The organism is Stenotrophomonas maltophilia (genome assembly GCF_002799245.1).
Classification (GTDB): domain Bacteria; phylum Pseudomonadota; class Gammaproteobacteria; order Xanthomonadales; family Xanthomonadaceae; genus Stenotrophomonas; species Stenotrophomonas maltophilia_S.
Genome location: NZ_NEQV01000002.1, coordinates 217,665 through 229,519 on the forward strand (window position 1 = coordinate 217,665; position 11,855 = coordinate 229,519).

An 11,855-nucleotide genomic window follows, 5' to 3' on the forward strand; every position below is an offset into this window, starting at 1 on the left:
AACATTGTCCTGCCGACACAATTCGTTACTCGCGTGCGCATCGGGACCATTGCGTGAAGGCGGCCGCAGGGCGCCCGGCCGGTGCGGAAGGGGAGGGCTGCAGTCAGCTGCCGTTTGGCTTGTGGGAGGGGCCGTTAGTGCCGCCTGCAACGCAGCAGACCGCCGGTGCCGCTTTTGACTTTGATGAATACTCTTGGGTTTGTTGCCCTGCGGCCCGATAATGGGGCCATGGAAATCAAGTCCGACAACCCCGACCACGGCTTCCAGTTCCCCGGCCAGTTCGAGCTCAGCGCCATGGGCCCGGCCAACCGCGGCCTGGAACATGAGCTTCCCCGCCTGCTGCTGGCTGCCGGCATCGATGTGGTGAACGAACGCATCAGCTGGAAGCATTCGTCCAACGGCAAGTACGTATCGGTGCGCCTGGTGTTCAAGGCCGAAAACCGCGAACAGTACGACCTGGCCCATCAGGCGCTGCGCGACCACCCGGAAGTGAAGTGGACGCTGTAGCCGACAGTTGCCTGGCCGAAGCCGCCCCGGAAGACCGCGCGCCGCGTCCTGCGGTGGTCCGCGATCTCGGCCGCCAGGCCTATGAGCCGGTCTGGCGCGCCATGCAGCGCTTCACCGACCAGCGCAGCGATGCCGATGCCGATGAGCTGTGGGTGGTCGAGCACGATCCGGTGTTCACCCTGGGCCAGGCCGGCAAGGATGAGCATGTGCTGGCGCCGGGCGACATTCCGGTGCTCCATGTGGACCGCGGCGGCCAGGTGACCTATCACGGTCCCGGCCAGATCGTGGTCTATCCACTGCTGCGCCTGCCGCGGCTGGGCATCGGAGTGCGCGACTACGTGTGCCGCATCGAGCAGGCCCTCATCGATACGCTGGCCGAGTGGAACATCGGCGCCGAACGCCGCGAGGGCGCCCCGGGCGTCTACGTCGGTGGCGCCAAGATCGCCGCGCTCGGCATCCGCGTGCGCCGCGGCTGCACCTTCCATGGCCTGGCCTTCAACGTGGCCATGGACCTGGAGCCCTTCCACCGCATCAACCCCTGTGGCTATCAGGGGTTGCAGGTGACCTCGGTGCTAGACTTGGGCGGTCCCTCCGGGATGGAGGCCGTCAAGCCGGTGCTGCTGGACCACCTGGCCCGCCAGTTTGGCCTGCTGCTGCAGCACACGCCCGAACTGCCCGATCTTTCTGCGGCCGCCTGACCGCCCCCCGGAACTGCCATGACTGAAACCACCGCCCGTTCCATTCCCCTGCAGATCGTGCAGGGCGATTCCCCGTCCGCCGCGCCGTTGCAGGCCGGGGTCAAGCAGCTGGGCGGTGACAAGATCAACCGTTCGCCGGTGCAGTTCGCCGATGCGCCGGTGTTGCGCAAGCCGTCCTGGATCCGCGTGCGCATTCCCTCGGGCAATGCCGTGCAGAACCTGAAGGCCAAGCTGCGCGAGAACCGCCTGGTGACGGTGTGCGAGGAAGCCAGCTGCCCGAACATCCACGAGTGCTTCGGCCATGGCACCGCCACCTTCATGATCCTCGGCGAGGTCTGCACCCGGCGCTGCTCGTTCTGCGACGTGGCCCACGGCCGCCCGAAGCCGCCGGATGCCAACGAGCCGGCCAGCCTCGGCCAGACCGTGGCCGACATGGGCCTGAAGTACGTGGTGGTGACCAGCGTCGACCGCGATGACCTGCGCGATGGCGGTGCCCAGCACTTCGTCGACTGCATCAGTGCCATCCGCGCGAAGTCGCCGGGCACCCGCATCGAAGTGCTGACCCCGGACTTCCGCGGCAAGGGCCGCATGGAGCGCGCGCTGGAGATCCTGGCGCAGAACCCGCCGGATGTGTTCAACCACAACATCGAGACCGTGCCGGACCTGTACCGCAACGTGCGCCCGGGTGCGGACTACCAGTGGTCGCTGAACCTGCTGAAGAACTTCAAGGCGCAGCACCCGGACGTGCCGACCAAGAGCGGCATCATGCTGGGCCTGGGCGAAGAGTTCGAACAGATCAAGGCCACCATGCGCGACCTGCGCGCGCATGACGTGGACATGATCACCATCGGCCAGTACCTGCAGCCGACCGCGCATCACCACCCGGTGCTGAAGTACTGGACCCCCGAGGACTACAAGGCGCTGGAAGACTACGGCTACGAGCTGGGCTTCAGCCACGTGGCGTCCGGCCCGATGGTGCGCTCGTCCTACCACGCCGACGTGCAGGCCAAGGGCGCCGGCGTCCGGTAAGTGGTTGCCGCCGGGCCATGGCCCGGCGCTGCCAATGGGTGCCACCCCCCCTGGTGGATGCGGGCCGTTGGTCCGCACGCCTTCGCCTGCATTCACAATTTGCTACACCGGCCCCGCTAGGCTGGTTTTCCACCGAGCGTGGCCGAGTGACAAACCCGGCAACTTTCGGCACTGTCGTGGTGTCTGAACACCCTGCAGTCTCCCCCTTGGCAAGGCGCCTTCGAGCACGTCAATGAAATTCAAAGCCCCCGCATTCCTGATGGCCCTGGCGCTGGTCGCGCCGCTGGCGTTGGCGGCCAAGGCCGACTCGCCTGCATTGCCTGCCGCGGCCACCGCCGATCAGGTGACCACCTCCAAGCTGGTGTATGGCCTGCTGTCCGACAGCCGTTATGCCTACCGCCCGCGCGCGCTGGACGAGGCCACCTCCAAGGACGTGTTCAAGCGTTACCTGGAGACGCTGGACGGCGCCAAGCAGTACTTCACCCAGGCCGACGTGGCGCGTTTCGCGCCGTTCGAAGCCAATATTTCCTCGGCCATCCGTGGCGGCGAGCTTGAGCCGGCGTTCCAGGTGTTTGCGGTCTACAAGCAGCGCGTCGGCGAACGTGTGGCCTATGCGCGCAAGCTGCTCAAACAGGAACCGGACTTCACCACCGACGAGCGCTTCGAGTACGACCGCAAGAAGGTGCCGTGGGCGGCCAGCAACGCCGAGCTGGATGAGCTGTGGCGCAAGTCGGTGAAGAACGACTGGCTGCGCCTGAAGCTGGCCGGCAAGAAGCCGGACGACATCCGCAAGACGCTGGACAAGCGCTACGCGACGCTGGAGAAGTCGGTCAACGAGCTGAAGGGCGAAGACGTCTTCCAGTTCTTCATGAACGCTTATACCAGCGCCGTCGATCCGCACACCGATTACTTCACCCCGCGCACCGCCGAGAACTTCAACCAGGCGATGTCGCTGTCGCTGGAAGGCATCGGTGCGCAGCTGCAGCGCCAGGACGATATGGTGGTGATCCGCGAGATCATCGCCGGTGGTCCGGCCGCGGTGGACGGCACGCTGAAGCCGGGTGACCGCATCGTGGGTGTGGGCCAGGGCAAGTCCGGCCTGGTCGAGGACGTGATCGGCTGGCGCATCGACGATGTGGTGGCCAAGATCCGTGGCGCCAAGGACACCCAGGTCAAGCTGGAATTCATTCCGGCTGCCGAAGGTGCCGACGGCAAGCACCACACCCTGCTGCTGACCCGGCAGAAGGTGCGCCTGGCCGAACAGGCCGCCAAGGGCGAGACCATGACCATTCCGGCCGCCAATGGTGAGCCGGCACGCAAGATCGGCGTGATCAAGCTGCCGACCTTCTACCAGGACTTCGAGGGCCGTCGCCGTAATGCGGCCGACTATGCCTCCGCTACCCGTGACGTGGCCAAGCTGCTGGCCGGTTTCAAGAACGACAAGCTGGATGGCGTGGTGCTGGACCTGCGCAACAACGGTGGTGGTTCGCTGGATGAAGCGATCGAACTGACCGGCCTGTTCATCGAGCAGGGCCCGGTGGTGCAGGTGCGCGAGTCCGGTGGCCGTGTCACCGTCAACAGCGACCGCAACCAGGGCGTGGCGTGGGACGGCCCGCTGGCGGTACTGATCAACCGCGGTTCGGCTTCGGCCTCGGAGATCTTCGCCGGTGCCATCCAGGACTACGGTCGTGGCCTGGTGATCGGTGAGACCAGCTTCGGCAAGGGCACCGTGCAGAACATCGTCGACCTTGACCGTTGGCCGAGCGGCGAAACCCAGCGCTTCGGCCAGGTCAAGCTGACCATCGCCCAGTTCTTCCGCATCAGCGGCAGCAGCACCCAGCACAAGGGCGTGGTGCCGGACCTGGCGTTCCCGGCCAGCGTCGATGCCACCGAATTCGGTGAAAGCACCTACGACAATGCACTGCCGTGGACCCGCATCGCTGCCGTGCCGCACACCCAGTACGGCAACTTCGCGCCGCTGCTGCCGAAGCTGGAAACCCGCCACGACGCGCGCATCGCGACCGACAAGGAGTTCCAGTGGTGGAATGAAGACGTGCAGCAGTTCCGCACCGAGGCCGCGAAGAAGTACATCTCGCTCAACGAGGCCACCCGACGCGCCGAGCGTGAGCGCCAGGACACCCAGCGCAAGGAGCGCCAGCTGATGCGCAAGGAACTGGGCCTGGACCTGGATCCGCTGGCCGACGACAGCAGCGACGACGGCCTGACCGGCAATGAGCGCGACATCGTGAAGGATGCCGCCCGCGAGAAGGCCGCCGAAAAGCGCCCGGACCCGCTGCTGCGCGAGTCGGCCTCGATCCTGGCCGACGCGGTGAACCTGCTGGCCAACGACCGCCCGCTGTCGGCCCAGGTGCTGCCGCAGTCCACCGGCGCGGGGCGTTGGGCAGACTGAGCGCACATCCCCATGTGACACCCGCAGGGGCCGGCATTGCCGGCCCTCTGCATAAAAAGGGGACGGAGGGGATTAAGTCGTTTGTGGCACAAACGACTTAATCCCCTCCGTCCCCTTTTTCGTGCATGAACCGGGAGCAACGCCGGGGGGCCATGTCGACCTGCCGCACACGGGGGCGGGACTACCCTTGGCGCTTCCGTTCTCGCAGGAGTACCCATGCGGGCCTCCCGTCTTTCCAGCGCTGCCGTGGCGTTCGCCAGTGCCCTGATCCTCTCGGCCTGTGGTGGCCGCGCCGCCGACAGCACCGTGTTGCGCGAGTCTTTCGATTCCGGCGATACCTTCTCACGCACCGTTGAGGGCCGTCCCGGCGAAGCCTGCGAGGCGGCGCGCCGCACGCTGCTCAGCCAGGGCTATGCCATCGCCCGGTCCGATGATGCACAGGTGGAAGGCAACAAGAACTTCCAGCCGCGCGAGGACGACCATGAGCAGCTGGTGCTGCGCATCTCCTGCGCCCCGCGTGGCAGCCAGACGCTGGTGTTCGTCAGTGCCGTGCAGGATCGCTACGCACTGAAGAAGAGCCCGACCTCGGCCAGTGTCGGCGTTGGTGCGCTGGGCTCGGTATCGCTGCCCTTCGGCAGCAATGACGACTCGCTGGTGAAGGTGGCCAGCAGCACGGTCACCGATGCCGAGTTCTATCGTCGCTTCTTCCAGCGCCTGCAGCAGTACCTGCCGGCCGCAGCGGGCAAGCCCTCGCCATCGCCGGCACCGGCGCCTGAACCCGCACCGGCGGTTACGGACCAGGGCTGAACGTGCGCGGCAGGTGGCTGAGTGTGGCCCTGCTGCTGGCGCCATCGTGGGTGACGGCAGCGTCGTCCCTGGACTGCACGCAGGGCCTGCTGCAGCGATTGGGGTGGCGCTTCGAGGAGGCGTCCCTCAGCGCGCCGCAGGTGCACGGGGGGCCTGTGTGCACGCGTGCCTCGCTGGCGGAGTCACAGGCGGCCGGTGACCTGCGTGTGCTTTGGCCGGCTGCGCTGCCCGCTGCCGCACGACAGGCATTGCTGCAGCGGCTGCTGGATGACCCGGCCACGGTCTGCGCCTATGCCTTCGAACTGGGGGCGGCCACGCAGCGTGCGACCTCGGCCCTGCAGGGCAATCCCGGGTTCCGATTCTCCGGCCCGCAGCTGGGGTGGATCGGCTTCGGGTTACAGGGCGCGCCGGCCCAGGGCTGGCAACGCACGCGCAGTTTCGGTCGTGGCTTCGTGCCCCGTGCCGGCAACAGTCATGCGTTGCAGGCGTTCTACAGCGGTAGCGTGCGTGCCGAATGCGGTGTCGGCCGCCAGGTCGCGCAGCTGGCCACCCAGCGCGAGCTGTATGGCGATGCTGCCTTCGACACCCAGTTCGCAGCGGACGAACTGTCGATCGGCACCTTCCTGGCGCTGCACGATACCGACAGCATCCTGCTCGGCGCGCATGCGGGCGACTTCTTCGCCGATGGCAAGGCGGTGCGCACTTCGGCGATGGGGCGGCAGGCGTTCGTGGGCGTACCCGGTTTCATCGAACATGTGTACGACAAGGTCACCCTGGACGACCTGAGCAACCAGGCCGAGAACTTCGTGGTGGTCGAGGTGGGCGAGGGCGCGGCGCGGGCGCTGGAACTGCACGGCGGCCTGGCCTGGTATGACCAGCGCAATGCCGAGCTGTGGAAACTGGCGCAGGACATTCCGCGCACAGGCCAACGCTATTTCGAGCGGTTGCTGTTCGAGCGTGATCCGCAGCTGCGCGCACGGCTGGCGCCGCGCTACCACGATGCATTGCGGCGCATGGACCAGCTGCTGGACGATCCGTTCTACCAGCAGTTCGTGATCTACGTGCATCCGCGCGGTATACGTCCCATCGGCTACCACATTGCCCGCCTGCTCGACCGCAACCCGAGAACGCCGTTTTCGATCGACCTGGCGGTGCACAATCTGCATACCACGCTCTACCGGCGTTGGCGCGAGGCGCAGCTGCGCCACTGCGCGGCTACCGGCAGGCCAGGCAGCCTGACCCTAGACCCCAACTGAAGGTGAAACAATGGATATTGCAATGATCGGCCTCGGCCGCATGGGCGCCAACATGGCCCAGCGCCTGCATCGCGGCGGCCACCGCGTGGTCGGCTACGACCCGGGCGAAGCTGCCCGCCAGCGCGCCGCCGAGGCCGGCCTGGAGGTGGTTGATTCGCTGGCCGCCGCCGTTGCCGCGCTGCCGGTACCGCGCGTGGTGTGGCTGATGGTGCCGGCCGGCGAAACCGTCGACCAGACGCTGGGCCAGCTGACCCCGCACCTGGCCGAGGGTGACATCGTCATCGACGGTGGCAACTCCAACTACCAGGACTCGATCCGCCGCGCCAGGGCGCTGGCCGAAGACGATCTGGGCTACGTCGACTGCGGCACCAGTGGTGGCGTGTGGGGCCTGCAGGAAGGCTACAGCCTGATGGTCGGTGGCGAAGCGTCGGTGGTGGAGCAGATCGCCCCGTTGCTGCGCACGCTGGCTCCGGCCGAAGATCGTGGCTGGGGGCGTGTCGGCCCGTCCGGCGCCGGCCACTTCACCAAGATGGTCCACAACGGCATCGAGTACGGAATGATGCAGGCCTATGCCGAAGGCTTCGCGCTGATGGAGCGCAAGCAGGAGATGGAGCTGGACCTGGCGCAGGTGGCGGAAGTGTGGCGCCACGGCAGCGTGGTGCGTTCGTGGCTGCTGGATCTGAGCACCGAAGCACTCAAGCGGAATCCTTCGCTGGATGGCATCGCACCGTATGTCGAGGATTCCGGCGAAGGCCGCTGGACGGTGGCCGAAGCCATCGCGCTGGACGTGCCGGCACCGGTGATCACCCTGTCGCTGCTGGAACGCCTGCGTTCGCGTGAGTCCAATTCGTTCACCGACCGCCTGCTGTCGGCGATGCGCAACGAGTTCGGTGGCCACGCCATCAAGAAGTCGTAATCACCGCGTCGGGGTCAGAGCCCGTTGCGCAGCAACGGGATCCGACCCCATGCAGATCGGGGTCGGATCCCTTTCCGCAGGAAAGGGCTCTGACCCCATCAACAACCCCATCAACACCACGGCGTCATGCCAGTTCGATCCGCCGCCCTTCGCGCGCGCTGTCCATGCCGGCCTGCAGCAGCCGCATCAGCTGCAGTGCCTGCAGCGGGCTGACCGTCGCTTCGCCATCGCCGTGCATCGCGGCGGCGAACTGTGCATACAGCCGGCGATAGTCACCCGGCAGGTTGTCGACGGTACTGCGCTGCACGTTGTCCTCGGCGTCGCAGCGCAGCAGTTCGCCATGCCGCGGATCGATGCCCCAGCCCGGCGCGCCCGGGGCAACACCGCGGCGCAGCTGCGCTTCCTGCACATCCAGGCCCTGCTTGATCCAGCTTGCCTTGCTGCCATGCACGCTGAAGTGCGGGGTAGGGGCAGCCACCAGTGAGCCGGAATGCACGATGGCGCGATGACGTGGGTAGTGCAGCACGGCGTGGAAGTAATCGATGCCGGCGCCGCCTTCGCGCTGCACGGCCAGATCCGCATCGATGGCCTCGGGCCAGCCGAACAGCACCAGCATCTGGTCCAGCAGGTGCGGGCCGAGGTCGTACCACAGGCCGCTGCCCGGCCCGTCCTGTTCGCGCCAGCGGTCGCGAACCTGCGGCCGGTAACGATCGAAATGCGCGTGGCACTCGGCCACGTCGCCCAGCGTGCCTTCGGCCAGCAGCGCCTGCAGGGTGAGGAAGTCGGCATCGAAACGCCGGTTCTGGAACACGGTGGCGATGCGTCCGGCATCGCGTGCTGCGGCCAGCACGGTTTCCGCCTCGGCCACATCCAGCGCGAACGGCTTGTCGACCAGCACGTGCTTGCCGGCGGCCAGCGCGGCCAGGGCCAGTGGCGCGTGTTGTTCGTTCGGCGTGGCGATCACTACCGCATCCACCGCTGGATCGTCGAACACGTCCTGCGGCGTTGCACGTACGTGCACATCGCTGAACGTACGCAGCAGGGTGTCACGCTGCGAGCTGACGATGCTGTGCAGGGCCAGGCCGGGCGTGTGCTGGATCAGCGGCGCATGGAAAACGCGGCCGGCGAGGCCGTAGCCGATCAGGGCCAGGTGCAGGTCGGGGCGCATGGCAGGGCTCCGGCAGTGGGAAGGGCAGGGTAAACGACGGCTGCTGGAAGGCCAAAACTGAACCGTTGCCGTTGGAAACGCTTCGATTCACGGCGGCATGACCGCAACGCCACGCCTGCTCTACGTCGGCTTGTCCAGACTGGCAGCACATTCCGAAGGAGTACGACACGATGAGCAATACCACCCGCATGCTGGTTGCTTCGACCCTGACGCTGGGCCTGGCGCTGTCCTCCTCGGCTGCATTCGCCAAGGATCCGGCCGCGAAGAGCCCGCCCAAGACCGACCACTCGGCGATGACCCACGCCGACCGGCATGAGTCCAACGAGCCGGTGACCGACAGCTGGATCACCACCAAGGTGAAGGCTGACCTGCTGGCCAGCAGCAACGTTCCGGGCACTGAAATCAAGGTGGAAACCGTGAACGGCGTGGTCAGCCTGAGCGGTGCCGTGGCCACCCAGGCCGAGAAGGACAAGGCGGTCACCACCGCCAAGGGCATCAAGGGCGTGACCCGCGTCGATGCCGCCGCATTGAAGGTCAGCGCTGCCGCCAAGCGCTGAACCGGCGCCTGGTGCTTGATCAGGCGGGCGCCCCGGCATGGGGCGCCCGCTGGCATCTGGCACCGCGCCATGCCCGGTGGCCTCTGCGTCCCAGCCGGGCCTGGGCCCGGCGTCGCAGGTCGGGTCTGCGAACCCGTTCAGCCAGCGGCCCCGAAACCCCAGAGTTGTGACCGCCTGCGCTATATTGCCGGTTCCGCCGCAGCCGGGCTCGCCCCGGCCAACGCTTCGCGGCTGAGCTGACGAGGAACTATGGCGCTGGTTTTCAGTGACGACATCTGGGACCGCTGGCGGTTGCCGGCCTTGGCGCTGGCCGCTGCCGCGATCATCGTGGTGCCGTGGTTGACCCTGCGCAAACTGCAGCAGGACAGCGAACAAGCGATGGCCTGGGTCAACCATACCCAGGCCGTGGGCGTGGCGCTGCAGCAACTGCAGGCCGATGTGCGCGATGTCGAATCGGCCGCGTTGACCCTGTCCAAGGGCGTGGATGCCCCCGGCCTGCGCGAGCGCATGGCCAAGGCCAACGAGATTCCCGGGCGCCTGGCCGAACTGGGCCGGATGACCCGCGACAATCCGGATCAGCTGATCCGCATTGGTCGCATCGAATCGATGCTGGATGGCCGCCTGGCGGTGGCCCGTGAGCTGGCGCGGTCCGAACCGAACAGCGACCAGCGCGAGCTGGTCCAGGACCTGAGCACGCGCTATCCCATCCGCGGGCTGGTGGAAGAACTGCAGGCCAGTGAGCAGGAGCTGCTGTCGCTGCGCGCCGAGCAGGCCGCGCGCCAGCGCAAGCAGACCGAGCTGGTGTCGTGGAGTTCGCTGGTGATCCAGCTGGCGCTGCTTGGCCTGGTGCTGTGGCTGCTGCAGCGGCAGATCGGCCGTCGCCTGCATGCGGAGCGGCAATCGCTGCGCTCGGCCGCACGCGCGGCCTCGGTGCTGCAGACCGTGCGCGAACCGATCGTGCTGCTCGACCGCGACCTGCGCGTGCAGCTGCACAATCCGGCATTCGCAGAGCTGTATGGCCTGCAGGATGAACGTGCCGATGGCCTGTTGCTGCAGACCGTCGGCGACAACGCCTGGCAGGACCCGGTGGTACGGCAACGCCTGGCCGACGTGCTGTCGCGCGGTCGCGAACTCTGGGACTTCGAGCATGAGCAGCGCACCGCCGACGGCATGGTGCGCTACATGCTGCTCAATGCGCGGCGCATGCCGCTGCCCGACACCGATGACGAGGTGGTGCTGCTGACCATCAGCGACGTCACCATGCAGCGCGCAGTGCAGCTGCGCGTGGAAGAGCTGAACCGCCAGCTGGAAGGCAAGGTCGCGCAGGTATCGGAGGTCAACCGCGAGCTGGAGGCCTTCAGCTACTCGGTCTCGCATGACCTGCGTGCACCGCTGCGTCACGTGGCCGGATTCTCCGACAAGCTGTCGCGCCACCTCGGCGATCAGGCCGATGACAAGAGCCGCCACTACCTGGAAGTGATCTCCAGTTCGGCCCGGCGCATGGCGGCGTTGATCGACGACCTGCTGGTCTACTCGCGGCTGGGCCGCGCGGCGATGCGTCAGCAGGCGGTGGACATGCAGTCGCTGGTGGCCGATACCCGCGCCATGCTCGATTCCAACCTGCAGGCCGAGGCCGAGAACAGCGGCCATGCGCACCAGGTGGAGTGGAGCATCGCGCCGCTGCCGATCGTGGTGGGCGACGAGAACATGATCCGCCAGGTCTGGCTCAACCTGCTCGGCAACGCAGTGAAGTACTCGGGCAACCGCGAACCGGCGAAGATCCGCGTGGACTACCAGCAGCTGCCCGATGGCGGCCATCAGTTCACGGTCAGCGACAATGGTGCAGGCTTTGACATGACCTACGCCGGCAAGCTGTTCGGTGTGTTCCAGCGCCTGCACAAGGCCAGTGACTACCCGGGTACCGGCATCGGCCTGGCCAGCGTGCGCCGCGTGCTGACCCGCCATGGCGGCCGTATCTGGGCCGAGGCCGAACCGGACGTCGGCGCCACCTTCCACTTCTACCTGCCTCCCGCGATCGACGCGGACAAACAAGGTCCTTCTGCATGACGACTCTGCGCACCATTCTTCTCGCCGAAGACAGCCCGGCGGATGCCGAAATGGCGATCGACGCCCTGGAAGAGGCACGTCTGGCCAATCCCATCGTGCACGTCGAAGACGGCGTGGAAGTGATGGACTACCTGCTGCGCCGCGGGGCCTTCGCCAACCGTGAGGAAGGCCTGCCGGCGGTACTGCTGCTGGACATCAAGATGCCGCGCATGGATGGCCTGGAAGTGCTGAGGCAGATCCGTGAGCACGAGGAACTCAAGCGCCTGCCGGTGGTGATCCTGTCGTCCTCGCGCGAGGAAAGCGATCTGGCCCGCAGCTGGGACATGGGCGTGAACGCCTACGTGGTCAAGCCGGTGGACGTGGACCAGTTCTTCGGCGCGGTGCAGACCCTGGGCAAGTTCTGGGCGTTGATCAACCAGGCACCGGAACTCGAGTGAGCC

11 protein-coding genes are annotated in these 11,855 nt (G+C 66.9%); 10 read left to right on the forward strand and 1 reads right to left on the reverse strand.

The genetic code is table 11. The features are described 5' to 3' along the window. Positions 1-228 precede the first annotated feature (228 nt). The 7 genes from B9Y64_RS07000 (at position 229) to gnd (ending at position 7,623) form a co-directional block, all read left to right on the forward strand. Positions 229-507 carry a YbeD family protein gene (locus tag B9Y64_RS07000; protein WP_100440084.1) on the forward strand — a complete coding sequence of 93 codons (279 nt, stop codon included), beginning with the start codon at positions 229-231 and terminating at the stop codon, positions 505-507. Further along, positions 495-1,205, forward strand: a complete 711-nt coding sequence (lipB, locus tag B9Y64_RS07005; RefSeq protein ID WP_100440085.1) for a lipoyl(octanoyl) transferase LipB — start codon at positions 495-497, stop codon at positions 1,203-1,205. Before B9Y64_RS07000 ends, lipB begins: the two co-directional genes overlap by 13 nt. Before the next feature lie 18 nt (positions 1,206-1,223). Continuing rightward, entirely contained in the window at positions 1,224-2,234 is a 1,011-nt protein-coding gene (gene lipA, locus B9Y64_RS07010; protein WP_032130310.1) for a lipoyl synthase, read from the forward strand. A 232-nt stretch (positions 2,235-2,466) separates the two neighbouring features. After that, positions 2,467-4,644 (forward strand): carboxy terminal-processing peptidase, encoded by a 2,178-nt coding sequence (locus B9Y64_RS07015; RefSeq protein WP_100440086.1) that lies wholly within the window; start codon positions 2,467-2,469, stop codon positions 4,642-4,644. 216 nt (positions 4,645-4,860) lie between these two features. Continuing rightward, the gene (locus tag B9Y64_RS07020) at positions 4,861-5,451 is read left to right on the forward strand and encodes a DUF2242 domain-containing protein (protein WP_100440087.1); all 591 of its coding nucleotides are present in this window, start codon (positions 4,861-4,863) and stop codon (positions 5,449-5,451) included. Positions 5,452-5,468: 17 nt separating this feature from the next. Further along, on the forward strand, positions 5,469-6,707 hold the full coding sequence (locus tag B9Y64_RS07025; protein WP_100440688.1) for a hypothetical protein: 1,239 nt from the start codon (positions 5,469-5,471) through the stop codon (positions 6,705-6,707). A gap of 10 nt (positions 6,708-6,717) precedes the next feature. Beyond that, positions 6,718-7,623: a phosphogluconate dehydrogenase (NAD(+)-dependent, decarboxylating) gene (gene gnd, locus B9Y64_RS07030; protein WP_100440088.1), complete on the forward strand. Its 906-nt coding sequence runs from the start codon at positions 6,718-6,720 to the stop codon at positions 7,621-7,623. A gap of 124 nt (positions 7,624-7,747) precedes the next feature. Here gnd and B9Y64_RS07035 read toward each other — a convergent pair whose 3' ends face one another. Further along, positions 7,748-8,791, reverse strand: a complete 1,044-nt coding sequence (locus tag B9Y64_RS07035; protein WP_100440089.1) for an oxidoreductase — start codon at positions 8,789-8,791, stop codon at positions 7,748-7,750. A 170-nt stretch (positions 8,792-8,961) separates the two neighbouring features. On the opposite strand from B9Y64_RS07035, the gene B9Y64_RS07040 reads away from it, so the two are divergent. The 3 genes from B9Y64_RS07040 (at position 8,962) to B9Y64_RS07050 (ending at position 11,852) form a co-directional block, all read left to right on the forward strand. Next, positions 8,962-9,348, forward strand: coding sequence for a BON domain-containing protein (locus B9Y64_RS07040; RefSeq protein WP_100440090.1), 387 nt, complete (start codon positions 8,962-8,964; stop codon positions 9,346-9,348). A 249-nt stretch (positions 9,349-9,597) separates the two neighbouring features. Then, entirely contained in the window at positions 9,598-11,415 is a 1,818-nt protein-coding gene (locus B9Y64_RS07045) for a sensor histidine kinase (RefSeq protein ID WP_100440091.1), read from the forward strand. After that, entirely contained in the window at positions 11,412-11,852 is a 441-nt protein-coding gene (locus B9Y64_RS07050) for a response regulator (protein WP_005411057.1), read from the forward strand. The genes B9Y64_RS07045 and B9Y64_RS07050 overlap by 4 nt, the downstream gene beginning before the upstream one ends. Positions 11,853-11,855 lie beyond the last annotated feature (3 nt).